This window comes from Candidatus Palauibacter polyketidifaciens, from assembly GCF_947581785.1.
GTDB lineage: Bacteria > Gemmatimonadota > Gemmatimonadetes > Palauibacterales > Palauibacteraceae > Palauibacter > Palauibacter polyketidifaciens.
In genome coordinates this window covers 59,577-85,903 of the sequence record NZ_CANPVO010000019.1, presented here as the reverse complement: position 1 = coordinate 85,903, position 26,327 = coordinate 59,577, and the positions used below count along the sequence as shown (strand labels likewise).

The 26,327-nt window shown below is 68.9% G+C and carries 29 protein-coding genes; 22 read left to right on the top strand and 7 right to left on the bottom strand.

Going from position 1 to position 26,327, the window contains the following annotated elements; genetic code table 11:
• The 3 genes from RN729_RS06285 to RN729_RS06275 all read left to right on the top strand — a co-directional run.
• Positions 1-1,558: amidohydrolase family protein (locus RN729_RS06285; protein WP_310782826.1), on the top strand; the 1,558-nt coding region annotated here is incomplete at its 5' end.
• A complete protein-coding gene (locus RN729_RS06280) occupies positions 1,555-2,334 on the top strand; it encodes a cytochrome c biogenesis protein CcdA (protein WP_310782825.1) in 780 nt (259 codons plus the stop codon). The genes RN729_RS06285 and RN729_RS06280, both read left to right, overlap by 4 nt.
• Entirely contained in the window at positions 2,331-2,951 is a 621-nt protein-coding gene (locus RN729_RS06275; protein WP_310782824.1) for a TlpA disulfide reductase family protein, read from the top strand. The genes RN729_RS06280 and RN729_RS06275 overlap by 4 nt, the downstream gene beginning before the upstream one ends.
• Here RN729_RS06275 and RN729_RS06270 read toward each other — a convergent pair.
• Together RN729_RS06270 and RN729_RS06265 are read right to left on the bottom strand one after the other, a co-directional pair.
• Positions 2,914-3,258: a redoxin domain-containing protein gene (locus RN729_RS06270; RefSeq protein WP_310782823.1), complete on the bottom strand. Its 345-nt coding sequence runs from the start codon at positions 3,256-3,258 to the stop codon at positions 2,914-2,916. The genes RN729_RS06275 and RN729_RS06270 overlap by 38 nt on opposite strands.
• Positions 3,259-3,267: 9 nt before the next feature.
• The gene (locus tag RN729_RS06265; RefSeq protein ID WP_310777596.1) at positions 3,268-3,510 is read right to left on the bottom strand and encodes a hypothetical protein; all 243 of its coding nucleotides are present in this window, start codon (positions 3,508-3,510) and stop codon (positions 3,268-3,270) included.
• Positions 3,511-3,657: 147 nt separating this feature from the next.
• Here RN729_RS06265 and RN729_RS06260 point away from each other — a divergent pair, with 147 nt between their 5' ends.
• From RN729_RS06260 to RN729_RS06250, 3 genes are read left to right on the top strand one after another with little or no spacing between them, the layout of a single operon-like run.
• Entirely contained in the window at positions 3,658-5,133 is a 1,476-nt protein-coding gene (locus RN729_RS06260; protein ID WP_310782822.1) for a serine hydrolase, read from the top strand.
• A 6-nt stretch (positions 5,134-5,139) separates the two neighbouring features.
• Positions 5,140-6,399 carry an aminotransferase class I/II-fold pyridoxal phosphate-dependent enzyme gene (locus RN729_RS06255; protein ID WP_310782821.1) on the top strand — a complete coding sequence of 420 codons (1,260 nt, stop codon included), beginning with the start codon at positions 5,140-5,142 and terminating at the stop codon, positions 6,397-6,399.
• Between the two features lie 32 nt (positions 6,400-6,431).
• Positions 6,432-7,004, top strand: coding sequence for a rhodanese-like domain-containing protein (locus RN729_RS06250; protein ID WP_310782820.1), 573 nt, complete (start codon positions 6,432-6,434; stop codon positions 7,002-7,004).
• 106 nt (positions 7,005-7,110) lie between these two features.
• Here RN729_RS06250 and RN729_RS06245 read toward each other — a convergent pair whose 3' ends face one another.
• From RN729_RS06245 to RN729_RS06235, 3 genes are all read right to left on the bottom strand, one after another.
• Positions 7,111-7,695, bottom strand: a complete 585-nt coding sequence (locus tag RN729_RS06245; RefSeq protein ID WP_310782819.1) for a Uma2 family endonuclease — start codon at positions 7,693-7,695, stop codon at positions 7,111-7,113.
• A gap of 121 nt (positions 7,696-7,816) precedes the next feature.
• Complete coding sequence (locus RN729_RS06240; protein ID WP_310782818.1) at positions 7,817-9,355, bottom strand: hypothetical protein; 1,539 nt, start codon at positions 9,353-9,355, stop codon at positions 7,817-7,819.
• A 48-nt stretch (positions 9,356-9,403) separates the two neighbouring features.
• Entirely contained in the window at positions 9,404-10,126 is a 723-nt protein-coding gene (locus tag RN729_RS06235) for an aldolase/citrate lyase family protein (protein ID WP_310782817.1), read from the bottom strand.
• A gap of 240 nt (positions 10,127-10,366) precedes the next feature.
• Here RN729_RS06235 and RN729_RS06230 point away from each other — a divergent pair, with 240 nt between their 5' ends.
• Positions 10,367-11,440 carry a histone deacetylase gene (locus RN729_RS06230; RefSeq protein WP_310782816.1) on the top strand — a complete coding sequence of 358 codons (1,074 nt, stop codon included), beginning with the start codon at positions 10,367-10,369 and terminating at the stop codon, positions 11,438-11,440.
• 22 nt (positions 11,441-11,462) lie between these two features.
• Here the strand turns inward: RN729_RS06230 and RN729_RS06225 are convergent, their stop codons facing one another.
• Entirely contained in the window at positions 11,463-12,503 is a 1,041-nt protein-coding gene (locus RN729_RS06225) for a DUF933 domain-containing protein (RefSeq protein ID WP_310782815.1), read from the bottom strand.
• 29 nt (positions 12,504-12,532) lie between these two features.
• On the opposite strand from RN729_RS06225, the gene RN729_RS06220 reads away from it, so the two are divergent.
• A complete protein-coding gene (locus RN729_RS06220; protein ID WP_310782814.1) occupies positions 12,533-12,952 on the top strand; it encodes a DUF6165 family protein in 420 nt (139 codons plus the stop codon).
• A 34-nt stretch (positions 12,953-12,986) separates the two neighbouring features.
• Here RN729_RS06220 and RN729_RS06215 read toward each other — a convergent pair whose 3' ends face one another.
• Positions 12,987-14,726: a serine hydrolase domain-containing protein gene (locus tag RN729_RS06215; protein ID WP_310782813.1), complete on the bottom strand. Its 1,740-nt coding sequence runs from the start codon at positions 14,724-14,726 to the stop codon at positions 12,987-12,989.
• Positions 14,727-14,954: 228 nt separating this feature from the next.
• Here RN729_RS06215 and RN729_RS06210 point away from each other — a divergent pair, with 228 nt between their 5' ends.
• From RN729_RS06210 to RN729_RS06145, 14 genes are all read left to right on the top strand, one after another.
• Positions 14,955-16,181 carry a branched-chain amino acid ABC transporter substrate-binding protein gene (locus tag RN729_RS06210; RefSeq protein WP_310782812.1) on the top strand — a complete coding sequence of 409 codons (1,227 nt, stop codon included), beginning with the start codon at positions 14,955-14,957 and terminating at the stop codon, positions 16,179-16,181.
• Between the two features lie 67 nt (positions 16,182-16,248).
• Entirely contained in the window at positions 16,249-17,439 is a 1,191-nt protein-coding gene (locus tag RN729_RS06205) for a cytochrome P450 (RefSeq protein WP_310782811.1), read from the top strand.
• A 7-nt stretch (positions 17,440-17,446) separates the two neighbouring features.
• Entirely contained in the window at positions 17,447-17,683 is a 237-nt protein-coding gene (locus tag RN729_RS06200; RefSeq protein ID WP_310782810.1) for a ferredoxin, read from the top strand.
• A gap of 26 nt (positions 17,684-17,709) precedes the next feature.
• Entirely contained in the window at positions 17,710-18,567 is an 858-nt protein-coding gene (panB, locus tag RN729_RS06195; protein WP_310782809.1) for a 3-methyl-2-oxobutanoate hydroxymethyltransferase, read from the top strand.
• A gap of 5 nt (positions 18,568-18,572) precedes the next feature.
• Complete coding sequence (locus RN729_RS06190; RefSeq protein WP_310782808.1) at positions 18,573-19,385, top strand: SDR family oxidoreductase; 813 nt, start codon at positions 18,573-18,575, stop codon at positions 19,383-19,385.
• A 15-nt stretch (positions 19,386-19,400) separates the two neighbouring features.
• Positions 19,401-20,384: an NADPH:quinone reductase gene (locus RN729_RS06185; RefSeq protein ID WP_310782807.1), complete on the top strand. Its 984-nt coding sequence runs from the start codon at positions 19,401-19,403 to the stop codon at positions 20,382-20,384.
• A gap of 137 nt (positions 20,385-20,521) precedes the next feature.
• Complete coding sequence (locus RN729_RS06180) at positions 20,522-21,217, top strand: hypothetical protein (RefSeq protein WP_310782806.1); 696 nt, start codon at positions 20,522-20,524, stop codon at positions 21,215-21,217.
• 49 nt (positions 21,218-21,266) lie between these two features.
• Positions 21,267-22,460 (top strand): hypothetical protein, encoded by a 1,194-nt coding sequence (locus RN729_RS06175; protein WP_310782805.1) that lies wholly within the window; start codon positions 21,267-21,269, stop codon positions 22,458-22,460.
• A gap of 153 nt (positions 22,461-22,613) precedes the next feature.
• The gene (locus RN729_RS06170; RefSeq protein WP_310754722.1) at positions 22,614-22,955 is read left to right on the top strand and encodes a helix-turn-helix transcriptional regulator; all 342 of its coding nucleotides are present in this window, start codon (positions 22,614-22,616) and stop codon (positions 22,953-22,955) included.
• Positions 22,948-23,595: a hypothetical protein gene (locus RN729_RS06165; RefSeq protein ID WP_310782804.1), complete on the top strand. Its 648-nt coding sequence runs from the start codon at positions 22,948-22,950 to the stop codon at positions 23,593-23,595. The genes RN729_RS06170 and RN729_RS06165 overlap by 8 nt, the downstream gene beginning before the upstream one ends.
• Before the next feature lie 12 nt (positions 23,596-23,607).
• Positions 23,608-24,273 (top strand): hypothetical protein, encoded by a 666-nt coding sequence (locus RN729_RS06160; RefSeq protein ID WP_310782803.1) that lies wholly within the window; start codon positions 23,608-23,610, stop codon positions 24,271-24,273.
• Positions 24,270-24,992 carry a hypothetical protein gene (locus RN729_RS06155; RefSeq protein ID WP_310782802.1) on the top strand — a complete coding sequence of 241 codons (723 nt, stop codon included), beginning with the start codon at positions 24,270-24,272 and terminating at the stop codon, positions 24,990-24,992. The genes RN729_RS06160 and RN729_RS06155 overlap by 4 nt, the downstream gene beginning before the upstream one ends.
• A gap of 30 nt (positions 24,993-25,022) precedes the next feature.
• Positions 25,023-25,985, top strand: a complete 963-nt coding sequence (locus RN729_RS06150) for a hypothetical protein (RefSeq protein ID WP_310782801.1) — start codon at positions 25,023-25,025, stop codon at positions 25,983-25,985.
• 105 nt (positions 25,986-26,090) lie between these two features.
• Entirely contained in the window at positions 26,091-26,222 is a 132-nt protein-coding gene (locus RN729_RS06145; RefSeq protein WP_310782800.1) for a hypothetical protein, read from the top strand.
• Positions 26,223-26,327: the final 105 nt, after the last annotated feature.

Here is a 26,327-nt window from a genome sequence, read left to right as displayed (position 1 = left end):
GACGGGGCGCTTCGACGGCACGGACGTGTACGAACTCGACCTGGAGGAGATGTCGCTCGAACAGGTCACGGACACGCCGGAGCGGGAGATGGCCGTCGCGTGGAGCGCGGACGGAACGCGGCGCGCGCACGTCATGACGCACAACGGTTACGACCACATCGTCGTGTCGTTCCCCGGCGAACAGCAGCTGTTCGCGAGCCCGTTCGATCAGAAGCAACTCGCATTCCACCCTTCCGGCGAGTGGCTGCTCGTCCTCGGGGGGCGGCGGATGCAGCGGCTGGACCTGGAGAGCGGCGACCTCACTCCGATCCCCTTCGAGGCCCGGTTCGAGGTTGCCGGGGATCCCGCCGACGATCTGCTGATCACGAACGTCCGCCTGTTCGACGGCACGGGCGACGAGGCGGTTCCCGCGGCGGCGGTCCTCGTCCGGGACGGAAGGGTCGCCGAAGTACGAACCGGTGAAGACGCCGCGTTCCCGGATGTGGGGCCCGGCACGCCGGTCATCGAGGGGGGTGGCCGCATGCTGCTCCCGGGCCTGATGGACAACCACTACCACTACTGGCAGCCCCTCGCCGGCGCCGACCTGCTGGCCGCCGGAATCACCGCCATCCGCGACCCCGGCTCGGCGATCCAGGACGCGATGGACTTCAAGGACGCGGTGCGGCTGGGCGTGCTGGCCGGCCCGGACGTGTACACCGCAGGCCCGCTGATCGATGGCCCCGCAGGCTACCACCCGCTGGTCGACGTGAGCATCGACGATCCCGCAGCCGCCCCCGCGCTGGTCCGCGCGCTCAAGGAACAGGGCGTCGACCTGCTCAAGGCGTACTTCCTGCTCGACCCGGATGTGCTGGCCGCGGTCGTGGCCGAGGCGCGCGTCCAGGGGCTGCCGGTCACGGGACACATCGGCGTCCGCACGAGTTGGCGGCAGGCGATCGAGGCCGGGATCAGCGGGTTCAACCACATCCGCGTGTGGCGCGACTTCCTCCCGCTCGAGATCCAGGTCGACGGCCGGGACATGTCGCTCGATGGCGGACGGAACCCGGTCGGACGCATGCAGGCGGACTGGCGGGAGATCGATCCGGCGAGCCCCGAGGTCACGTCTCTCCTCGAACTCATGGCGGAGACGGAGACGGGACTCGACCCGACCCTCTACATCCAGGAGATCGAGGACAGCGACCGCGCACGCTTCTCGCTCCCGGAGTTCCACACCGCCCGGCAGGCGTACGAACGCATGGGCGAGTTCGTGCGCCGTGCCGTCGAGGCCGGCGTCCCGCTCCTCGCCGGCACGGACAACGTGGGACTGTTCAACGAACTCGAGGCGTACGCGCAGGCCGGCGTGCCGAACGCCGCCATCCTGCGGGCCGCGACGGCGAACGGCGCGCGGTGGCTCGGGAAGGAGGACGACTTCGGGACCGTGGAGCCGGGGCGGCGCGCGCACCTGATCCTCGTGGACGGAGATCCGCTGGCGGACATCGCCGACCTGCGGAACATCGATCTCGTCGTGAAGGACGGCGTGATCGTCTTCGGCGGCCCGCCGGCGGAGCCGCTGGTCCCGTGATCGACCCCATCGCAGCCGTCGCCATCGGGGCCGCCGCCGTCGAGGCCATCGCCCTCGCGGCGCCGCAGGTGGAGCCGGCGGGCGGGCTCCTCCCGGCGCTCTCCGACAACCCGTTTCTCGCACTCGGCGCGCTCTTCGGAGCGGGGGTCCTCACGAGCACGAACCCGTGCATCTGGCCGATGATCCCGATCACCTTCTCCGTCATCTCCGGCACGGCGGGCGAAACCCAGTCGCGAAAACGCACCGTCGGCCTGACGCTGACCTACGCCCTGGGACTGGCGCTCCTTTATTCCGTGCTCGGCGTCATCGCCGGCCTCAGCGGCACCGTGCTGGGCTCGATCGGGGCGAGCTTCTGGGCCCTGTTCGCGACCGGGAACCTCCTGCTCTTCTTCTCGTTGTTCATGCTTGACGTATTCCCCGTCCCGGTGCCGAAGCGGCTCCTGGCGTGGGCGAGCAGCCGTGGCGGCGGATCCTACCGGGCGGTATTCCTCCTCGGCGCGACCTCCGGCATCGTGGCCGCGCCGTGCGGGGCGCCCGCCTTCGCCGTGGTCCTCACCTGGGTCGTCGCGGAACAGGCCGGGCTCATGGGGTTCGTCTACCTCTTCACCTTCTCGATCGGCATGACCGCCGTGCTCATCGCCGTCGGCCTCTTCTCGGGGACGCTCGCCGTGCTGCCGAAGTCGGGGACGTGGATGATCTGGATGAAACGAGCCGCAGCCGTCATCATGATCGGGATGGCGCAGTTCTACCTCATCCGGGCGGGATACTTCATGTGAACGCGAAACCGAGACACGTCGCCACGTTTGCGGCGCGCGCGATGTTCGCTGCGCTGGCTGCGATCGCCGGGGCCGTCCTCCTGTCGGCGGGCCCGCTCCAGGCGCAGGCGGGCGCGGGGCAGGTCAGCCTCGCCGCCGGGACGCAGGGGCCGGACGCCACGCTGCAGGATCTGGACGGCAACGAGATCCAACTCCTCGACTATGCGGCCGGCAAGCCCACGCTCATCGAGTTCTGGGCCGCGTGGTGCGAACAGTGCGAGGGGCTGCAGCCCGAGATCGACCGGGTGCAGGCGGACTTCGGCGACCGGGTCAACGTCGTCGCCGTCGCCGTGGCCGTGGCCCAGTCGCTGCGCCGCGTGAGGCGACACGCGGAGGCCCACGGGGCGGAGTACCCCTACCTGTGGGATGCGGATGGCGCGGCGGTGCGCGCCTACTCGGCGACGACGACCTCGATCGTCGTGATCCTCGACGCGGAAGGGAAGGTGGCCTACACCGGCGTCGGCCCCGACCAGGATCTCGTCGGGGCCGTCACCGGAATCCTCGCTGTCGATTCTGCTACGGGTTCTGCTGCGGGTTCCGCTACGGGTCCACAGGCTCCGGCGTCACCTCGTCGATGATGCCGGCGAGTTCGTCGTAGGCGGCGGGATCGACCTGGTTGAAGCTCGGAATCACGCCCGCGATGCGGCCGTCCGGGCCCACCACGATCACGGCGCGGCTGTCCACGGCGTTGCTGTCCCGCAAGCCTCCGCCGAAGTCGACGTAGGTCCCCCCGTCGTTGTCCGCGTCGCTACCGAACAGGAAGGGGAAGTCCTCGTCCTTCAGCCATGAGGCGAGTTCGTCGACCGGGTCGTTCGAGATGCCGACGAGGACCACGTTGCGGCCCTCGTTGAAAACACTTGCGTACTGATCACGGTACGCTCTCATCTGAACCGTTCAGCCACGCGTCCTGACTCTGAAGAAAAAGGCGAGGACAACCGTTTCGCCGCGGTAGTCGCTGAGGCGGATCGGGTTCTCCAGCGCGCCGTACCGCGTCGCGCCCGGGAGCGCGAAGTCCGGCGCCATCTCGCCCACGGCGAGCAGTTGCGAGTCCTGCGCGCTCACCGGGGCCGCGCCTCCGATGGCGAGCGTTCCGGCCAGGCCCAGCGCGAGGGCGGCGGCCAGGACAAGTCTCCGCATGTCTCGGTCCTTTCGTGCGGGTGGAAGACAGGTGGAAGAGCCATGCCGAAGGGTGGCGCGCCCCCCGCGTTCGCGCCAGAGTTGAACCACGCCTCGCCGTCGGAGGCCGAGGCCCGATGCTCACTCCGCCCTTCAAGGAGGCGCCTCATGACACGTCCATTCCGAGGCCGTCCATGGCGTCGTGCCGTCGCCTGCGTCGTCGCCGTCGTTCTCGCGGCTCCCGCCTCCGGGTGCGCCCAGGGGAACGGCGATCCCGTGAACGATCCGCGCTTCGAGCAGGCGGTGGCGCTGTTCGAGGCCTGGCTCGACGCGAAGATGGCGTACGAGAAGATCCCCGGCGTGTCCGCGGCGCTCGTGCACGATCAGGACCTCGTCTGGGCTCGCGGATACGGGTACGCGCACCGCGAGACCGGGGTCCCCGCGACCCCGTCGACGATGTATTCGGTGTGCTCGATCTCGAAGCTCTTCACCTCCATCGGCGTGCTGCAGCAGCGGGACGAGGGCAAACTGGACCTCGATGATCCCGTCTCCACGCACCTTCCGTGGTACGACCTCGAGCAGGTGTACCCCGACGGTCCGAACGTGAGCGTGGAGGGGATCCTCACCCACTCCTCCGGACTCCCGCGGGAATCCGCGCACCCCTACTGGACCGGTCCCGATCACCCCTTCCCGACGGCGGACGAGATCATCGAGGGGCTTTCGGAGCAGGAGACGCTCTATCCCGGCCGCCGCTACTTCCAGTACTCGAACCTGGGGATGGCGCTGGCGGGGCAACTGATCGAGCAGGCTTCGGGGATGGCGTACGATGAGTACATCCGGAGCCGGATCCTGGAGCCGCTGGGGATGTCGGACACGTACCCCGACATTCCCGTCGAGCACCAGGGCGGCCGCTACGCCACCGGATATTCGCGGCTCGAGCGGGACGGCCAGCGGGCCGAGGCCCCCTTCTTCCAGGCGCTGGGAATGGCGTCCGCGGCGGGGTTCGCCTCCACCGTGGAGGATCTGGCACGCCTCGCCTCGTGGCAGTTCCGCCTGCTGGAGAACGGAGGCATGGAGATTCTCGACGCGAACACGCTGCGGGAGATGCACCGCGTGCACTGGGTCGACCCCGACTTCGACACGATGTGGGGGCTCGGGTTCGCGGTCTCGCGCCGCGATGGGGAACGCACGGTGGGTCACGGCGGGAGCTGTCCGGGCTTCCGCTCGACCTTCCAGCTCCTTCCGGCGAAGAAGTTGGCCGGCGCGGTGATGATGAACGCGCTCGCCAACCCCACCGACGTGTGGACGAAGATGATGGCGACGCTCGGCGCGGCCTTCGAGGAGATCCAGAGCGATCCGGGCGGTGGGACCGCGCGCCCGGCCTCCCTGGCGGAGTACGAGGGGCTGTACCAGTCCACGTGGGGAGAGACGGTCATCCTCCGGTGGGACGATGGCTTGGCGGCCCTCGGCGTTCCCTCGAACGACCCGGTTGAGGGAATGACGAAGCTGCGGCACGAGAGCGGCGATACTTTCCGGCGCATGCGGGACGACGGCGAGCCGGGAGAGGCGTACATCTTCCACCGCGAGGACGGCACCATCGCCCGGTACAGCGTACACGGCAACTTCTCGAACAAGGTCCGATAGCAGACGATGACGACGGCGACGACCCCTTTTTCCGGTCCTTCCGGCAGCCTCATACCCGAGGCGGCGACGCGCGAAGGCAACGACCCGATCTTCGCCCTGCACGGGGAGGCGGTCCGCCGGGCCGCGGCGGGCGAGTCGATCCTGAACTCGACGCTCGGGGCGCTGATGAACGACGACGGGAGCCTCGCGGTGATGCCCGCGGCCGCCGAGGCGCTGGGGCGCGTGCCGCACGCGCGCGCCGCCGGCTACGCGCCGATCTCCGGAGCCCCTCCGTACCTCGCGGCCGTGATCGCGGACCTCCTGGGTGAGGCCGCCCTGGCCGAGCAGGCGGTCGCCGTCGCCACGCCGGGGAGCACCGGCGCCATCCACCACGCGATCCTGAACTTCCTCGAGCCCGGACAGGCGGCGCTCACGCCCAGCTACTACTGGGGTCCGTACCACACGATCTCCACCCATTCGGGACGTGCGGTCGAGACCTTCAACATGTTCGACGCCGGGATCCGCCTCGATGTCGAGGCCTTCCGGGCGGGACTCGAAGGCCAGGTCGAGCGGCAGGGGCGGTCGCTCGTCCTCTTCAACTTCCCCTGCAACAACCCCACCGGCTATTCGCTCGACGAGTCGGAGTGGGAGGCCGTGGCGGACATCGTGCGGGAGGTCGGTCGGCGGGGTCCCGTCGCGTTCCTCCTCGACCACGCGTACGCGAAGTTCGGGGACGAGGGCTCGAACCGCTGGATCAACTACATCCCGCGGATGATGGAGTCTGCTACGGTGCTCGCGGGCTGGACCGTGTCGAAGTCGTTCGCCCTCTACGGCGCGCGGGTGGGGGCGCTGGTGGCGCTCCACCGGGAGGCGGAGGAGCGGCAGCGGATCTCGAACGCGCTCGGGTTCTCGTGCCGGGCCACGTGGTCGAACTGCAACCACCTCGGGCTGCTCGGCGCCACCGAACTCCTCACGGATCCGGAGCTGCGCCGGCGCACGGAAGAGGAGCGCGCGGGGATGATCCGCCTCCTCAACGAGCGCGTCGCCGTCTTCACCGAACTGGCGGGGAGCGCCGGGCTGTCCTACCCGCGCTACGAAGGCGGCTTCTTCGTCTCTGTGTTCACGCCGGACGCGGAGGTAACAGCCGCAACCATGCGCGAGGCGGGGGTGTATGTGGTCCCGATGAAGGGCGCGGTGCGGATCGCGCTGTGCGCGACGCCGGCCCACTCGATTCCCCGGCTCGTCGACGCGCTGGCCAAGGGGATCGCCACCGCCCGCGCCGCCTGAACGGCCCGTCAAGGGAGCACGACGATCTGTCCGTGAGAAAGAAGCCCGTGAGAAAGACGATGGAACGACACAAGGCAATCCCGGTTCTGGCGCCGACCCTGCTGACTCTGGCGCCGGCCCTCATACTCGTCGCCGCCACCGGTTGTACCGGTCAGGCCGCGCTGTCCGACGCCGAGAAGCTCGCGCGCGTGGAAGAGATGGTGGCCGAAGTCGAACGGCGCTTCCCCGAGGTGGAGGCCGTCACCGTGGAAGACGTCGGGCGGCTGCTCGAGACCGGCAGCGTCGTACTCGTCGACGCCCGGGCGCCCCGCGAGCGCGAGGTCTCCTGGATTCCCGGCTCCATCACCTCCGACGAGTTCGAGCAGGACCCCGACCGGTACGCGGACCGCACCGTCGTGGCGTACTGCACGATCGGCCACCGGAGTTCCGAGTACGCGAAGCGGCAGAACGAGCAAGGCCGGAGCGTGCTCAACCTGCGCGGCAGCCTCCTCTCGTGGGCCCACGCCGGCGCCCCGCTCGTCGGCCCCGATGGGCCGACCCACCGCCTGCACGTCTACGGCGAAACCTGGAACCTCGCACCCGCCCGCTACGAAACGACCTGGTAACGGGTCAGCGCGACCCCGCTGAGCGACAGGATCTCCAACGGGTGATTCGGCAAAACGCCGAAAAGTGCCTTCGTGGGAGACGTTGTGTCCGGCCTGAGGGGGTCCGTTAGCGGGGGCTGTCGCCGAATCCGGGGGCGAAGATGGCGGAGAGGTCGATCGTGCCGACCTGCATGTCGCCGAGGCGGACGGGGAGCAGGCGGCGGAAGCGCTCGGGCTTGAGGTTCACTTCCGGTCCCGTCCCGGTTCCCGAGCCGAAGCGGTACACGTCGACCCGGTTCTCGGCGAGATCCACGATCCAGTACTCGCGCACGCCCTGGCGCTCGTAGAGCCGCCGCTTCACGCCGCGGTCGCGCTTGGCGGTAGAGGGAGAGAGGACCTCCACGACGAGGTCGGGCGCCCCCACGAGTCCCGCCTCCTCGACGATGTGGCGCCGCTCGTTGGAGACGAAGAGGATGTCCGGCTGCACGCCCTCGCCGGTGGCGGGGAACTCGACGCCGGGAGTGGGCACGACCTCGCCGTGTCCGGGATCCTCCAGCAACTCGCACAGCTTCCTCAGGAGCCGCGCGCCGACCACCTGGTGGCGCCACTTGGGAGCGGCGGTCACGTGCAGGACCCCGCCGATCGCCTCGTAGCGGTTGCCGTCGTCGGGCATCCGCTGCGCGTCCCGCCAGGTGACTTCAGTAAGTTGCATGGTTCGCACATCATAGCTCCGCGCTCGGATCGGCTCCAACCCTGAGCCGATGATGCGCGGGGCCATCAACGCGCCCTCAACCGCCTTGTACTCGTCGATGCCCGGGCGCGGCGCGTGCGGGCTACGGGACCAGGTTTGCTCCGGATGTGCGGGTGATGAACGTCGCCAGCGTTTCGCGCCACTGCGGGAGCAGGCTCTCCTCTACGTACATCATGTGTCCGGCGGCGAAATCGTCCCGCGTGATGTTGTCGCGCAGATCCGGCGGCAGCCCGAGTTGCTCGAGCGACCACACGATGGGGAAGTAGGGCGTCGCGAAGTCGTAGATCCCGTTGATGAGCAGCACCTCGAGGCGCGGGTTGCGTTCGATCGCGTGCGCGAGGTCGGGCCCCACGTTGAGCGCCGAGCCGCCGAACGGTCCGCGCCGGCCCCCCTCCCGCTCCCAGTTCCACGGGCGCGCCATCCCGCTGGGCCAGTACTCCCGGTCGCCGTCGTAGCCGAGTTCATCCCGCACGTACGTATTGAAGAGGGAGGTGTAGGCCGAACTGATGGCCGAGGATTGCGCATCGTGGTCGGGGGTCAAGTCGAGCAGATCTCCCGTGGGCCCCGTGAACCGCGTGTCGAGCCGGGCCAGCGTGAGCCGGCGGTCCCGCAGCAGTTCCTTCTCGAACGCCGGCGCGGAGACGCGCAGATCGGCCTTGTCCAGGTACTCCATGCTGAGCCCCGTGTACTCGTGCATCTGCCGCAGCACCCGCGCGCGCAGTTCGGGATCCACGGCGGTGCCGGCCAGCAGCGCCTGCGCGTAGTCGGTCAGCGCCCACGCCTCGACCTCCTTCATGAAGGCCTCGAGGTCGTCGGGGCGCCCGCCCGGCAGCATGTCGTGGTACTCGGCGGCCACCGCGAACGAGGGGACGTTCGTGATGAAGCCGATGTGGGAGCCATCCGGGAACTGGAGCGTGTTGAAGTCGATGACGGCGGAGACGAGCACGACCCCGTTCAGGTCGATGTTCGCGTTCTGCAGGTGCCGGGCCAGAAGCACCGACCGCGTCGTGCCGTAGCTCTCGCCGAGGATGTAGCGGGGCGAGTTCCAACGGTTCTTCTCGCTCAGGAAGCGGCGGATGAACTGTGTGAGGGAGGCGGCGTCCTCGTCCATCCCCCAGAAATCGGTCCCGTCGGCGTCGCCGGCGGGGCGGCTGAACCCCGTCCCGATCGGATCGACCATTACGACGTCCGCGATGTCGAGGACGGTATATCCGTTGTCGACCAGCGGGTACGGAGGCGGCGCCTGCTGGCCCACGTTGGGCGTGACGACGCGGCGCGGTCCCATGATCCCCATGTGTAGCCAGAACGAGGCGGACCCGGGCCCCCCGTTGTAGGCGAAGACGATGGGGCGCGTGTAGGGGTCTCCGCCGTTTGTCCGGAAGTATCCCGTGTAGAAGAGTTCTCCCGTCGCGTTCTCCTCGTTGTCCCGGAGGATGACGCTGCCGACGACCGCCTCGTACTCGACGGTTTCGCCGTCCACGACGATGGAGTGGTTCGACGCCCAGCGGGCGGGCTGAGGCTCGGAAGCGTTCCCGCCCGCCCCGGATTCGTCCTGCGCGAGGGCGCCCGCGGGCAGAAGGCCGAGCGCGAGGACCGGTGTGATCAGGCTGAGCGGCTTCATCTTTCCTCCTGCTGCATAAAAACGATCCACGGGGTCGCGGGTTGATCGTCAGCGGCCGGCGGCGGCCATCCCGAGGGCGACGGCTTCCGGCTGGGTGACGATAATCACGCGGAATCCCTGCTCGATCCGCATTGCGATGTCATCCACCCCGGCCGTGACCCCGCACGGCACATCGAACTCGAGACAGGCGGCGAGCACGATCTGGATTGCCTCCTCCACCTTCTCCATGTCTCCATCGTAGACGCGCCGGAGATCGCCTGGCCCCGGGGAGACGGCGCTGACGCCGGGGGTGGAGACGATCTCCCGCACGTTGTCGATCCCGGCCTGGTCCTCGATGAGGAGGAAGCTGATGAGGTGGCCGTCCGGATTGCCCGGCCAGGCGGCATCGCCGAGCGCATCGACTGCGAGGGCGGCCTCCTCGGCGGTCTCGACGTGGGGGTAGACGATCCCGGAAACGCCGGCCGCCAGACCCTGCGCGGCGCGGTCCCGCGCTTCGTCGTGCCCGTCCCGGATCGGAGGGATCCGCAGCAGCATCGGCTGCGGTGCGTCGTGACCCGAAGCCTCCGCCATACCGGCGGCGTAACCTTCGAGCGCGGGGATGTCGAAGGGGCCGGACTCCAGCGAGTAGAATACGAAATCGAGGGGACGGTTCGCGGCCATGGCGGCGCCGGCCTCGGGCGTGTGATCCCCTGAGAAGAGTCCGAAGACGGCGTCCCCGGCGGCGAGTCGGTCCACGATCCGGGTGTCGGCGGCCTCCTCGGATTCCGCCATGGCGTCCGTCTCCTCCTCACCCGGCGCGCCTCCGCAACCGGCCAAAACGACCAGCCCCCCGGTGACGGCGCCCAAGAGACAAAGAGTACGGAGGGGAGGGTTCCTGCTCGTGTTCACGGCAGCCATGGGATACCTCGGAGTTGGGCAGGCCGGTCGAACCCTGGCGACAGACTCTCGCGACAGGTCTCGCGGCCCTCGTCAGCCTCCGCTTAGTCTAGTTTCAGGAAAGGGGGTCCCGCCATGCGCACGCCGAGAGATTTCGCCCGCACGCGAAGGAAGTTCGTCGAAGAGGCCGCTCTGGGTGCCGCGGGCCTCGCCCTGCTCCCGGCCGTCGCCTGGTCCTGCCGGGGCGCACCCGACTCGGGGGCGTCGAACGCCGGCTCGGGCGCGTCCTCCGTTCCCGCGACGGGGACCGGCCTCCTCTCCGATCCACGCTACCTGGACCACGTCCTGATCCGGCCCGATGGCGGGCGCCCGCCGGAGATTCCCGACCGCCTCGTGCGCATTCGGGAGGAACTCGTCGCGCGAGGGCTGGACGAGGCCACGGTTCCGCTCGCGCCGGCCTCCGAGGCGATGCCGCACATCGAGGCGCTCCACACGCCGGAGCATGTCGCGTCGATCCGTGACATCGAGGTCTCGGGCCCGGTCGCGGAACTCGCCGTCTCGGGCGCGCTCACCGCGATCGATGCGGTCGTCGCGGGGCAGGTACGGAACGCCTTCTGCGCGATCCGGCCTCCGGGTCACCACGCGAACAACACGGGCGCCGAGGAAGGGTTCTGCTACTACAGCAACGCCGGCGTGGCCGCGAGGTACGCGCAGCTGGTGCACGGGTTCGAGCGGGTGCTCGTCATCGATTGGGACTACCACCACGGGAACGCGACGCAGAACGCCTTCTACGATGATCCGTCCGTGCTCTTCTTCTCCGCCCACGACTGGGCCGCCTACCCGCAAACGGGCGACCCGGCCCTCACCGGCGAAGGCGAGGGGACGGGACTCAACATCAACGTGCACCTCGACTGCGGCGCCACGGACGACGACATGCTGGGCCGCTGGGATGACACGCTCTCCCCCGCCGTCGCGGACTTCAACCCCGATTTCGTCATCGTCTCGGCGGGCTTCGACAGCCGGGTGGACGACCTCCTGGGCTGCTTCGCGCTCACGGACGACGCCTTCCGGCGCATGACGCGGATGGCGATGGACTACGCGGATGCCTGCTGCGAGGGGCGCGTCGTCTCGCTGCTGGAGGGCGGCTACAACCTCGACGGCACCGCGCTCGCCACCGCCGCGCACATCGAAACGCTCCTCGAAGGGTAGGACTCCGGGTTCGGCGGGTGGGTCAGACGTTGAAGCGGATGTGGAGGATGTCGCCGTCCTCGACGACGTAGTCCCTGCCCTCGACCTGCAGCAGGCCCGCCTCCTTCACGGCCTGTTCGGAGCCGTGTTTCGCGAACACCTCGTAGGGGATGACCTCCGCGCGGATGAAGCCGCGTTCCATGTCGGAGTGGACCCGGCCCGCCGCCCGCCGGGCGCGCGTGCCGCGCCGGATCGTCCAGGCTCGCACTTCGGCGGGGGCGGCGGTGAAGAAGGAGATGAGGTCGAGGAGTCCGTAGGCCGAGCGGATGAAGCGGGCGAGCGCCGGTTCGCGCAGGCCGAGCGCCTCCACGAAGGCGGCCCGGTCCTCCGGGTCGAGGTCGGCGATTTCCGCCTCGACGGGCGCGGACAGCGCCAGCCCGCCGGCCCCCATCGCGGCGAGTCGCGCGGCGAGCGCCGGCGGCAGCGGCTCCCCGGCGCGATCCTCGCTGCGGTTCAGCACGGCGAGCAGCGGACGGTCCGTCAGGAGGCCGTAGCCGCGGAACGGCGCGCGGTCCAGTTCCGCCCGGGGCACGGTCCGCAGCGGCTGCTCGCGTTCGAGCGCCCCCAGCGCCCCTTCGAAGGCGGCGATCTCGACGGCGTCCGCCCCCTCGCGGCGCGCCCGGTCCAGCCGGCGCTCGACGATGTCGAGGTCGGAGAGCAGACATTCCGTGGCGAAGGCCTCGAGTTCGCCCTCCGCGTCCGGCGGGTCGGCCAGCGCGGGATTGTCGAAATCCCTCAGGACGAGGCAGAGCGCCTCCTGGTCGCGGATCTGCTGGAGCCCGCGCGGCGACAGGCCCTTGCTCGCGGCGCCGTGCTCGCCCGGAATGTCGCAGAACCGCATCTCCGCGTACGTCGTCCTGCGCGGGGACAGGAGGGCGCTGAGCGCATCGATTCGCGCATCCGGAACCCGCACCGTACCCAGCCGCATCTCGCCGCCGAACCCGACCGGGACGCCGAGTCCCGTCATCGCGTTGAACACCGTCGTCTTGCCGGCGCCCGCGAACCCCACGAGCCCAATCTTCACCGCGTCCTCTCTCCCCTTATCTTCGGTGCGTGAATATCCAAATCCCGGTTTCCGCCGGCGAACTCATCGACCGCATCACGATCCTGCGACTGAAACAGTCCCGGATCCGCGACGGCCGGAAGCTCGCGAACGTGAACTCCGAGCTCGAGCGCCTCCAGGAGATCTGTGAACGGACGGTCGGGCCGCTCGAGGAAGCCCCGCTCCGCGTCACGAAACGCCTCGCGGAACTGGAAGCGGTGAATCGGGGCATATGGGATGTCGAGGACAAGTTGCGAGCTCTGGAACGTGCCCGCGACTTCGGCCCACGCTTCATCGCAGCGGCGCGGCAGGTCTACCGTCTGAACGACGAACGTCACCGCCTCAAGCGCGCCCTCAGCGAGGACTACGGCTCGGCGATCCTCGAGGAGAAGTCGCACGCGTCCGCCGACCCGGGGACGGACCCGGCGTAGTCGCGGACCGGGGAGGGTCGCGGCCTCGGCCCGGTCAGGGACAGAACGGCGCCAGGCGGTCGGCCACCGCGGCCAGGCCGTCCACCGGTGAGGCCTCGCTCCCCGTGACCTTCGAGATCCGGATCGCGACGGTGCCGTTGGGGAAGAGGACGACGCGGTGCCCGCCCCACCCCGACATGCGCGGGAGGTCGACGACGCAGCCCCCTTCGCCGACGTAGTTCTGGTGCCAGACCGCGAGGTAGTAGCTGGGCTGCCCGATCTCGACGGGCGGGCCGAAGGCGATCCCCCGCGCGTCCGTCCGGTACATCACCTCGGCCGTCAACTCGGGGTGCAGCAGAGGCTCGCCCTCGTGCACGCCGCCGTTCTGGAAGAGGCGGGCGATCTTCGCGAGATCGTCCACCGTCGGGTAATAGCCCTGCGACATCTGCGGCAGCGTGAGCGAGCCGTCCGCCTCGACGAGCCGGTTGGTCGGTGCGTGCGGCACGCCGATGGGCCGGTAGACCTCATCCTCCAGCATCTGCCACAGGTCCGCCTCCGGACCGGCCCGATGCTTGAGGTAGGCGTCCATCGCCGCGCCGATGAGGAACGCGTCCTGGTCGCGGTAGCGGACGACCTCTCCCGGTCCCCAGGGGTGGTTCGAAGCGCGGAAGACCTGTCGGATCCGCTCGTCGCGGGAGATCGCCGCGTACCAGTCGTCGTAGCCGATCAGATAGCCGTCGCCCGTGCTGTTGGGCTCGGTCCGCGTCGATCCTTCTCCCACGCCGGTGGCCATGTTGAGGACATCGCGGAAACGCACGTCCTCCCAGCCGTCGTGTTCCGCCGTGACGTTCAGGTGGTCGGCCACGCGCTCCTCGAGCACCTCCCGGCCGTAACGCTGCGCGAGACGGAGGGCGGCCACCGTGTTGCCGGTGGACTTCGTCACGGACCAGATCCCGAAGCGCTGCTCCGGGCAGAAGGGAAGCTCCCCGAACGGCGTGGGACAGTCGGAGACGTAGAGGGTGTCGCGCACGAGAAAGGCCGCGGTGACCATGTTCTCGACATTCATCTCCCCGTGCATGGCGTCGAACGCGGCGTCTCCCGCCCGCGGGCGCAGGTCGGAGATCGGGCGCGCGGGCAGACGCCCCGCCTTCTCGGCGGCGAAGGCCTGGATCACCCCCGCGGGCGCCGGGCCCCGCGTGTACTCGGCGTCGAGCTGGCCCCACATCAGCCGCCGCTGGACGAGGAAGTAGGGCCGCCCCTGGGTCACGGTCTGGAAGCGGACGCCAGACACCTCCCGGTCGTTGAAGGCGAAGGTCGCGACCCCGTTGTACGTCTCGTTCTCCACGGAACTCGCGAGTTGCAGCGGAAACGCCGCCCGCGACCATGCTTCGCCCGGCTCGGCCCAGACGGTCCCGGGCCCGACCAGCACATCCCAATAGCTCCCGGCTTCGCTGCGGGTGCCGGACACGACGAGGTTCCGATTCCACGGGATCAGGTCGCCGCCCTCCGCCACGAATCCGAGCGACACGTCCGGGAAGCGCTTCGTATCGCGACCCATCATCCGGCGCGGATCGAGTTCCGCGGGCTCCGTCTCCATCTCTGCCCCGACGAGCGTGATGGCGCCGGAGAAGGGACGCCGGGCAGGCCCCGCCTCGGACGTGGGGAGAAAGCGGTCGTTCGGGAGCATGGCGGGCGGAGACCAGGCCCCGCGGGTCAACTCCTCGATGGGAATCGGAACGGAAGAGCCCGGGACGCCCGCCTCTTCGCAGGCGCATGCGAGCAGAAGCGCGGCCATCGGCGGAAGCCGGTTTCGTATCATCGCGATCCCTTTCGAGCGTCGACCGTCCTGTCGGTCGTGTCCGCGGTCGGCGCCGACGCGGAGTTTGCCACGGGCGGCCCAGCCGCCGTGGCGTCTTGGAGGCGCCAAGACCTGTGCGTAGCTTGCGGCGGAGCATACGAACTGTCACGAGGGGGAGTGATTATGCGCGCAGGGTGGGGTACCGTTCGACATACCGGGATCGTGGTGCTGGCGGCCGTCCTGGCGGTCTCGTGCGATGGAAGCACCGGGCCGTCGAGCTTCGAGCCGGGACCGCTGGGAACCGTGACGATCCTGCGCGGCGAGTCGGTGCGGATCCGTTCCCTGCTGGCGATGACCGGGGCGCCATCGCTCGGGGTCGCCGCCCGGCGCGGCGTGGAGCTTGCCGTCCGCGACGTGGGCACGGTCCTCGGCCGCACCGTCGACCTCGGCGACACGGTGGACTCCCGGTGCTCTCCCGACGGCGGGCGGTCCGGCGCCCGGGAGATCGTCGCCGATCCGCAGGTCGTGGGCGTCATTGGGACCTCATGTTCCGCCGCCGCCGTGGCCGCCTCCCCGGTGATCAGCCAGGAAGGCTTCGTGATGATCGCGCCGAGCACCACTTCGCCGCTGCTGACCTCGGATTTGGCGGGCAACCCGAACCCGGACCACCACCCCGGCTACTTCCGCGTCGCCAACAACGACCTCTACCAGGCGCGGGCCGTGGCGGACTACGCCTACAATCACCTCGGCCTCCGGCGGATCGTCACGCTGCACGACGGGGATCCCTACACGACGGCGCTGACGAACGCCTTCGCGGATGCGTTTCGCGCGGTCGGCGGGGAGGTCCCCGTCGTCACCGGAATCGCGAAGGGGCAGACGGACATGACGTCCGTGCTCTCGGAGTTCGCCGGCGCCGGGCCGGACGGCATCTTCTTCCCGCTCTTCGTCCCCGAAGGTTCGCCGTTCGCGGCGCAGGCGCGCAGGTTCGACGGTCTGGAGGGTGTGACGCTGATCTCCGGCGCGGCCCTCCTTGTCTCGGAGTTTCTGGCGGAACCGCAGTCCGAGGGGATCTACTTCGCCGGCCCCCAGTCGGATTATCGCGGCAACGTCAACGCGGTGACCGGGAAGAGCGCCGAGACCGTCATTGCGGCGTACGATGCCGAGTACGGCGAGCATCCCTCGACCCCCTACTGGGCGCTCGCCTACGACGCGACGACGTTCCTGCTCGACGCCATCGGCGCCGTCGCGGTGGAGGAGGGCGGACGGCTCTACGTCGACCGCGCCGCGCTGCGCGCGCGGATCGGAGCCCATGGGATCGAGGGCCTGATCGGCACGATCTCCTGCGACGCCTTCGGCGACTGCGGAACCGGACGTCAGCTCATCTACCACCACACGGATTCGAGCGTCACGGATGTCGACCGGTTGCCCGTCGTCTACCGGTTCTCCCCCTAGCAGGCCGTCACGGGCCGCCAGGGCCGCCGGCCCGCCGGCGGATCTCGACGACCTCTTCGCGGAGGAGGTGATCGCGCGCCCGTACGCCTCGTTCGCCCGGCTGCGCGAGCGGGATCCCGTCCACTGGAATGAGAAGTTCGGGCTGTGGGTCGTGACGGGGTACGATCCCGTCGTCTGGATCCTCCGACACCACGAACTCTTCTCCTCCGCCGTGATCCGGGGCGTGGAGGGGCCGCCGTACCCGCCGGTGCTGCCCGAGGACGCGCCCCTGTTCGACGAGGTCAAAGCGTTCCGCGCCGACCAACTCGTAGAGCAGGACCGTCCCGAACACCTCGAACAGCGGAAGACGGTCCATTCCTTCTTCACCCCCACGGCGATGGAAGGCTGGCGTCCCTTCGTGCGCCGGGCGGTGGACGAACTCCTCGACGAGTTGTGGCCCAGGGGACGGATGAACGTCGTCACCGACCTGGCGGCGCCGCTCCCCGTGCGGATCATCGCGCGGCTGATGGGCGTCCCCCGCGAGGACATGGACACGCTTCGGGGGCTCGCGGACAGCATCCTGCACCTGAATCGCGGGGAACCCGACCGGCTGCGGCCCCTGACGGAGGGGATTCGCGGCATCGTGGAGTACGCCCGCCCCTTCGTCGAGGAGCGGATCGGGAATCCGGGAGATGACCTGATCTCGGCGCTGGCGCAGGGGGAGACCGGCGGCGTCTTCACGCGGCACCAGGTGCTCGTGAACACCGGACTGATGCTGTTCGCGGGACACGAGACGACGATGAACCTGATCTGTAACGGTCTCCGCGCCTTCATCGAGCATCCGGCGCAGTGGGACAGGCTCCGGGCGGACCCCGACCGATTCGCGCGGACGGCTGCCGAGGAGTGTCTCCGCTTCGACCCGCCGGTGAAGTCGACCCAGCGCATCGTCGCGCAGGAGGCCGAACTGTGTGGAAAGACGCTCTCGCCCGGCGAGCGGATCCGCTGGATCATCGCGGCGGCGAACCGGGATCCGTCCGTGTTCGAGGACCCGGACCGGTTCGATATCGGGCGCCAGCCGAACCCGCACCTCTCCTTCGGGTCGGGAATCCATTACTGCCTCGGGGTCGCGCTCGCGCGCATCGAGGGACAGGAGGTCTTCCGGGGGCTGGCGCGCCGCTTCCAGCGGTTCGCACTCGAGACGGATGAACTGCGCTACCAGCCGAGCATCCAGTTCCGTTCCATCGAATCCATGCCCGTCGCATGGAGCGTCCCAGGGTGAGAGCTGCATGGTGAGGATCGAGGTCGACCACGGGATCTGCGTCGGCAACGCGATGTGCGTGGCCACCGCGCCGCGCGTGTTCGCGCACAACGAGCACCGCCAGTCGACGGTCGTCGATGCGGGGGGCGACCCGGCGGCGCGCGTCCTCGAGGCGGCGGCGAACTGTCCCGTGAGTGCGATCCGGGTCACGGACGCAGAGACGGGCCGGACGCGGTTTCCGCCCGACCCCGGCGCAACGAGCTGACCGGAGGATGACGCGAGGATGACACCATGACGCGAACCATGAACGTGCGGGGCGAAGGCTCCGCGAAGCGGAAGCTGACGACGTTTGACGTCGTGGCGATGAAATCGCGCGGAGAGAAGATCGTCGCCATCACCGCCTACGATGCGCTCTTCGCATCGCTCGTGGACGCGGCGGGGGCGGACCTGATTCTCGTCGGCGACTCCCTGGCGAGCGTCCTGTGCGGAGAGGAGACGACGCTCTCCGCCACGATGGAGCAAATGACCTACCACGGCCGCATCGTAGCACGGGGCGCATCCCGCGCCCTCGTCGTCGTCGACATGCCGTTCCTCAGCTACCAGGTCTCGATCGAGGAGGCGGTGCGTAACGCCGGGAACATCCTCAAGCACACCGGGGCGGGTGCCGTGAAGCTCGAGGGCGGGTCCGAGGTCCTCGATACGGTGGAGGCGATCGTCGGGGCGGGGATCCCCGTGGTGGGCCACCTCGGGTTCACGCCGCAGGCCGTGCACGCGTTGGGGGGACCCCGGATTCAGGGGATGGATGAGGACGCGGCGATGTTTCTGGAGGACGACGCCGTCGCCCTGGAGGAGGTGGGCGCCTTCGCCATCGTTCTCGAACTGATACCGACCTCGTTGGCGCGGCGGGTGACGGAAGTCGTCTCCGTACCGACGATCGGGATCGGCGCTGGACCGGACTGCGACGGGCAGGTGCTCGTGCTGCATGACATGCTCGGCCTGAACGAAGGGTTCAGCCCGCGCTTCCTGAAACGGTACGCCGAACTCGGAAGAGCCACGCGGGAGGCCGTCGCCGATTACGCCCAGGAGGTGCGGGCGGGAAGCTACCCCACGGAGGAACATGGCTACGAACCGGCCGGCGACGGAGGTTGAGCCAAGTGCCCGTGCATCAGGGCCGGCGAGTCGTCGTCACCGGCGCCGGGGCGGGGATCGGCCGGGCGATTGCATCGGCCTATCTCGGCCAGGGGGCGCGGGTGCACGTCTGCGACCGGGAGGCCCGCGCGCTCGAAGACTTCCTGCGTTCGGCGGAGGGCGATCTCGCGGGGACGGTGGCGGACGTCGGCGTGGAGGCGGACGTGGAGCGGCTGTTCGCGGAGGCGGTCGCGCGGCTCGGGGGCCTCGACGTGCTCGTGAACAACGCCGGGACGGCGGGTCCCACCGGACCCGTCGAGACGCTCGATCTCGATGGCTGGCGGCAGACGCTGGCCGTCAACCTCGACGGCATGTTCCTCTGCGTCCGGGCCGCCGTCCCGGCCCTGCGGCGGGCGGGGGGCGGATCGATCGTGAACCTCTCCTCGACCGCCGGACTCCACGGCTATCCGCTGCGGAGTCCCTACGCCACGGCGAAGTGGGGCGTGATCGGCTTCACCCGCACCCTGGCCATGGAGCTGGGTCCGGCCGGGATCCGCGTGAACGCGATCTGCCCGGGCAGCGTCCGCGGCGGCCGCATCGACCGCGTGATCGCCGCCCAGGCTGCGACCCGGGGGGTGTCCGAAGAGGCGGTCCGGCAGGACTGGCTGCGGCAGATTTCGCTCCGGCGCTTCGTCGACGCCGAGGACGTGGCCGCGCTCGTCCTCTTCCTTACGTCGGACGCGGGAGCGAAGATATCAGGGCAGGCGCTCCCGGTGGACGGACACACCGAGGGCCTCGGTTCCAGCGTGGACGCGAACAGCGACCCCAGCGGCGAATAGCGGGAGAACGACGACATGCGAGCAGCATGGTACACGAAACCGGGATCCGCGGGCGACGTGCTGGAGGTAGGTGAACAGGAGACGCCGGCGCCCGGCCCCGGCGAGGTTCGGGTCCGCGTACGCGCCTCCGGAATCAACCCGGTCGACGTGAAGCGGCGTGCCGGCGGCCGCGGCGCGCTCGCCTCCACGCTCATCGTGCCGCACTTCGACGGCGCCGGAGTCATCGACCAGGTGGGGGAAGGCGTCGATTCCGGCAGGCTCGGCAACCGCGTGTGGATCTACGAGGCGCAGTGGGGGCGGAACCTCGGTACCGCGGCGGAGTTCGCCACCGTTCCCGAGTCCCGGGCCGTCCCGCTCCCCCCGAACGCGACGTTCACCGACGGCGCGTGTCTCGGCATCCCCGCCCTGACCGCGCATCGCTGCGTGTACGGCGACGGTCCCGTCGAGGGGCAGACCGTGCTCGTGACCGGCGGCGCGGGTGCGGTCGGCGCCTATGCGATCCAGTGCGCCCGGCTGGGAGGCGCACGCGTCCTCTCCACCGTGAGTGCGGACGAGAAGACGAGGATCGCGCGGGCGGCGGGGGCGGACACCGTCATCAACTATCGTGAGGAGGATGTCGCGGCCCGCGTCGCGGAACTGACCGACGGAGAGGGCGTGGACCGGATCGTCGAGGTCGAGATGGGCGGGAATCTCGAGGCCTCGATCGCGATGTTGAAGGCCAACGGGGTGATCTCCGCCTACGCCTCGGAGGGCGAACCCGAGCCGTCCGTCCCGTTCTACACACTCCTCTACAAGAACCTCACGGTGCGCTTCGAACTCGTCTTCCTCATGCCCGAGGACGCGAAGCGGAAGGCGGTGGAAGACCTCACGAGGTGGCTGACCGAGGGTGAACTGCGCCACACGGTCGCGGAGCGCTTCGCGCTCGAGAACATCGTCGCCGCCCACGAGGCCGTGGAATCCGGCCCCCTCGGCAAGGTTCTGATCGACCCCGGTCTCTGAACCAGGACGGCAGTTCGATCGCCCCCTGACCGGTACGAAGCCCTTGCCGGATTCTCCGATTACGTATACCTTGTATCTCAATGTACCTTGTACTTCGTGGTATGAGTCGCCGAAAACCGGGGTTCGAATGAAGAGCCGTGTTTGAGCTGGAGACCGGGATCGCGAGTTGGCGCAGGCGTCTCGAACGCAGGTCGTCTCTTTCGCCCCGCGAACTGGACGAACTCGAGGATCACCTGCGTGCGCGCGTCGACCTGGAGTTGGAACTCAACGCGACGCTCACTCCCTACCCGGCGTTGGTGATCGCCCGCGAGGGTCTGGGGGCACCGGCGGCGCTCGCAAAGGAGTTCACCAAGGCCGGCCGGCCTTGGTGGCGATATCTGCTGCTGGCGGGATGCGCGACGTATGGAGTGTCGCTTTTTTTGCCGATTTCCGGGCCCGCGGCCCTTCAAACGGCGTACAATGAAGTGCCGTGGTCGGCCCCCGCTCACGAGTGGTTGCCCCAGGCGCTCGTGGACGGCTGGATTCTCCCTCTGATCCCCACTCTGGCCATGGCCATGCCCCTGCCGGCCCTCCTGTATTCATGGCGATCGAGAGTGCGATGGCTCACCTGGACCATCGGCGCGTTTGGCGTCTCGGCCCTCGGATTCGGCGTGGCCAGCCTCCTGGACGGACCAGCCGTCACCAGCGCTGGTGAGATCACGGTTTTTCCCTATCTCGGCCTCGGGTATTGGGCATGGTCCGCGGCGCATGTGCTCGTGGCGGCGGCCCTCCTGCTTCGCAGCCGCGCGTGGGCCCCCATCCGCTCGGAGACAAGGAGAGCACGGAATGTTTGAGTTGGCCCGGTTGAGGCCGATTGTCCGAGCGTGCGGGCGCGCTGCGGCATTGCTGTACGGAACAGCACTCGTCGCATGCGCCGATGGCGCCGACGCAGACGGCGATCCATCGTCCCCCGCGATTGAGCTCTCGGCGTCGGCCATCGAGGTGCTGGGGACCTCGGACTCGCTCGCGGTGGTTCGGGACCTCGAAGTTCTGGGCGACGGCTCCGTCTGGGTGCTGAATTCGCAGGAGCCGTACTTCATGGGATTCGGGGCGGGTGGCGAGCCCCTCGGCGCTCACGGATCGGCCGGAGGGGGCCCTGACGAATTTCCGATGCCCTCGGCCTTCGTCGCGGGAGGATGGGGGGGCGAGGCGTGGGTTCTCGACCTCCTGCACCATGCGCTGATCCGGATCTCGCGGCCCAGCGACGCGGAGCAGTTCTCGCTCGTGTCCACGTCGGTGCCCCGAGGCAGCGTGCGGAGCGGCATGAGCATGCTGGACCCCTCGGTGCGGACGGCACGCCTCGGCGACGAGGTCATCGTGCCCCACTCGACCGCGACGATGGACGGGGGCGTGCTTCAGTTCCGTTACGGGCTCCTGGGGGCGGACCTGGTCGCCGTGGATCCGGAGACGGGCGGGGCGCGAACCCTCGTGGCGCTCGGCGATGTCCTGGACGATCCGTCCGGAGACTTCATCCAGAGCGACGGCGGCTTTCCCCTGTGGTACCGGCTGTGGGCTCCGTGCGGCGAGAGTCTCGTGCGCGTGTACGATCGGGTCCGGAATCAACTGCGCGGGTTCGACGGATCCGGCGCCGAGGTGGACCCCATCGACCTTCCGCCCGTGCCCTTCACCGAGGTCACGCCTCGACAGTTCGCCGGAGCCGTGTTCGCGCTCAGGCAGGCCGAGCTGACGGGAGACGTCGCAACCCGGCTTACCCCGGAGGACAGCCTTCGGCTCGTGAATCGGATGGCCGATATGGTGCAGGGGACGCCGCGCGAACTCGCGAGCTACCTCCCGCGTTATGTGGATCTTCGCTGCAGTGAGGACGGGACGATGTGGCTGCGCCCCCTCGATCTCGATGCGGGCGGTTTGAGCGGCGGCCCCGTGTGGCTGCGCATCGAGCCCGATGGCGCCGCGCGCGACGTGCGACTCCCGGACCGCTTCGACGCCCTTCGCTTCACGTCTTCCCGGATCTGGGGCGTGTCGCGGGATGAATTCGATCGCTCGTCCGTGGCGTCCATCCCGCTCCCGACGCGCTGACGGCACCCGCCCGACGTTCCCGCGGGACGCCCGATTGAAATTCATGCGTGAAGCTCCCCCTTGCACGAAACCGCTGACCCTATACCTTTCAGTGCAAGGTACATAATGTCTCATGGTATCTGGTTCCTGGTTCCAGATATGAGGAGTGTCCGGATGAAGAAGCCGGTCTACAAGGAGCTGGTGGCCGCGTCATCGCGCCCGATGGTGCTCTCCATCCTCGCGGGTGGAGAGACGTACGGGTACGAGATTCTCAAGCAGGTCCAGCTGCTCTCCGGCGGTGAACTCGAGTGGTCCGACGGGATGCTCTACCCCGTGCTTCACCGGCTGGAGCGCGACGGACTCATCAAGGGCCGCTGGCAACTCACCGACGCGGGACGGCGTCGCAAGTACTACCGGTTGACGGGCCGCGGGAAGCGACAGCTCTCAACCGATCGAGAGAGCTGGCGGGCCGTGTACGGAGCGCTCCAGATGTCCTGGGGAGGCAGCCATGTTTGAGTTCGAGAATGAAGTCCGACGGTGGCGGACCGCACTGGATCGCAGGTCGTCCCTCTCGCCTCGCGAACTGGATGAACTCGAAGATCACCTGCGCGCCCGGGTCGACCTGGAACTGGAGTTGGACGCCACCCTGGCCCCGACGGAAGCCTTCGCCACCGCCCGGCGAGACCTGGGGGAACCGAAGGCGCTCTCCAGGGAGTTCGCCCGGGCCGGGCGACCCCGATGGAAGCCTCTGCTTGCCGGTGCTCTTGCCCTTTACTCGGCTTCGCTACTGCTGCCGGTGCTCCACCTGGAACTGCTTCCGGCGTCGTGGGGTTTCGAAGCCTGGGTACCGCGCGGGTACGAGTTCCTTGCCGACATCGAGGCGCTGCCCTTGAACCTGCCGATGCTCCTGATGCTGCCTCTCATTTGGCGCAAGCCTCGACTAAAGGGCACGTGGCTCGCGGGGATCCTGGGAGTCATCGGTTTGTCGGCTCTCGGACTCGGCGCGGCCGCGATCATCTCGGACGGTCCGGGTGCGCTGGCCGCGTTGCGTTTCGGCTATTGGGCGTGGGCCGCCTCCTTCATACTCGCCTCCGTCGCCCTGTGGCGCCGCCACCGCGGCTGGGCCTCCGCCCGCCTGAAGAAGACGCTCGCTTAGGTCGGCGTAGTCGTGTTTGAACTGGACACGGAAGTCCGGAACTGGCGGATGAAGCTTGAGCGGGGATCGTCGCTGTCGGCCCGTGAACTGGATGAACTCGAAGATCATCTCCGCGCCCGCGTCAGTCTCGAACTGGACCTGAACCCCGCGCTGCCACCCGCGAAGGCGTTCACGACCGCTGTGTCCGAACTCGGCGAGCCCAAGGCGATTTCCCGAGAATTTGCCAAGGCGGGACGGCCCCGTTGGCGTCGCCTCTTTCTGACGGGCTGGGCTCTCTACGCGGCATCGTTTCTCCTCCCCGCCTGGGGGATTCCGGGTGGTATCCCGTCCCGACCCGATGCCGATTCGACGATCTACGGGTACGAGCTGTTGATGCAACTTCCTGCGGGTGGGCACGTCATGTTTTGGCTCACCAATCTGATCATGCTGCTGACCCTTCCCGCGCTGCGCCGCCCGCGTCCGTCGCGGAAGCTGTGGTGGGCGTGGCTCGTGGGCGCGACGGGCGCATTGCCGTTCGGTATCGGTGTTCTCCGGGTCATTGACGGAGGCATGGGATTTTATCCGGACGTCGGCTTCTGGCTATGGTCTGCATCGTTCCTCGTAGTCGCCACGGCCCTCTGGCGTCGCAAGCGAGATTGGGCATCCGTCCAGTCGGACAAGAGTATCGCCCAACTGTGAATACCAACGACCCTCAAGCGCGACGAGTCCTTGAACTGGAAGGGGGAATCCGGAACTGGCGTACGACGGTCGAACGGAGTTCCTCGCTCTCGGCTCGGGAACTGGATGAACTCGAAGATCACCTCCGCGCCCGCGTCAGCCTCGAACTCGAGCTGAATCCGGTCTTGGCCCCGGCCGAGGCGCTGGCCATCGCTCGCGAAGGACTGGGCCAACCGAAGATGATATCGAGCGAGTTCGCGAGGGCGGGACAGCCCCGGTGGCGGCGCGTTCTGTGGGCGGCGTGGGCCCTGTACGCGGCCTCGTTTCTCCTTCCGACTCTGGTGACCTCCGGAGTGGTCAGCCCGTCGGGCGGCGTCGTGGATTTTACAGCCTACGGATACGAGTTCTTCGTCCGCGTCTTTCGGGAAGGCGAACTCGGACCGCCGCTGCTCGTGCTGATCCTCAATTCTCCCATGCTGATGACCCTGCCGGTGCTGTGGCGCTCCCGCCGGTGGAAGATGCCGTGGCCGCTGCTTGGATCCATGGGCGTCGGGGCGCTCGGTTTCGGCGCTCTCAGTCTCGGATGGCCTCCGACGATCATGGCCGATGGCGGGGGCGGACCCGGGTATCTGGGTCCTGGCTACTGGGCGTGGTCCGCCTCCTTCGTCTGCGCCGCCGTCGCTCTCCGGTTCCGCAAACGCGATTGGGCATCCGCTCGGCCGAAGCAGGGCATCGCCTAGCGTATGCGAGCCGGAAGGACCTTCCCGCGCGTGGCCCAGCTTCTGCTGGCTGCGGCATCGGCCACGATTCAAGGCGAAGCCGTCGCCCAGGACGCTGCGGGTGTCGCCTCCTACTGGATTGTGGATTCGCAGCCCGAGCGCGTTTACGGGTGGCTGGAGGGAGAGCCGGATAGCGAGTTCTCCGCCGTCGTCGGCGTGGTCTGGGGGCCGAATGAAAGCATCGCCGTAGCGGATCGGACCTTGGCGACGATCACCGTGCTTGCCGCCGATGGGAGCGTCATGGTCACGATGGGGCGGGCGGGCAATGGTCCCGGGGAATTCCGGAGGTTGGCAGGTATTGTGGCGGGTGGGGAGGGGCGGGTTGTCGCCTTCGATGGCGAACACCAACGGCTGTCGGAATGGACGTTCGACGGATCGCTGTCGGAGGACACCAGGCTGAGCCGTACAGGCGCGGCCCGGCGAATTGGCGAAGTTGGACGATTCACGGACGGCAGGTGGTACGCCCGCGAGGGGGATCGCATGGTCGCCGCGGATCCCGGCGGCGTGGGCCGGGACACGGTCGGCTTCCATCGGCTCGACCAGGGCGGCGTGGTCCGTGAGGCGCTGGCTCGCGTTCCGGGGAGCCTCAGTTCGCAGTTCGTCGTTGAGGGAATGTCCGGGATGCGCGGTGCGCTGTTCTCGCCGAGAGCCCTGGGCGCCCTCCGCGGCAACTGCCTTCTGCTCGCCGCGGGTGACGAGCCCGTCATACGGATCTTCGACCAAACTGGGACCCCGTGGGGTGAACTGCGCCTCGACATCCCGGCCGACCGTGTGACGGAGGCACATAGAGGACAGTGGGTTGCGGCGTCCGTCGCGGCCGCCGGACGCGCAATGGGCGGCGAGATCGTCCCGGAGGCGGCCCGGATGATCGAGGTGATGGGGGAAGCGGTCGGGATGGCGGAGCGGGTCCCGTTCGCCAACGACCTCATCGTCGACGAACTGGGGTACATCTGAATCCAGTCCTGGCAGCTTCCCGGTGGCCCCGGCAGTCCGGAGTGGCGGGTCTTCACGGAGACCGGTCGGGGGATAGGGACCGTCCGGTTGCCCGAAGGCCTTCGCGTGCTGGACATATCGGCGGAGGCGCTCACAGCCGTCCGGACAGATGAACTCGGCCGACAATTCGTGCAGGTGCACGCGCTCGAGCGCCCCGCCGCCCTCGAGATCCTCCCTCTTCCGGCCGGTTGCGGCTGATCCGTCCCGCTGCATCCGGCTGGCCGGGCGATCTGCGTCGATGGTACATTTTCCAGTTGATGTATCCTTGCGCCCCGTGAGGCGCGACGCGGTTGCACGGAAGAG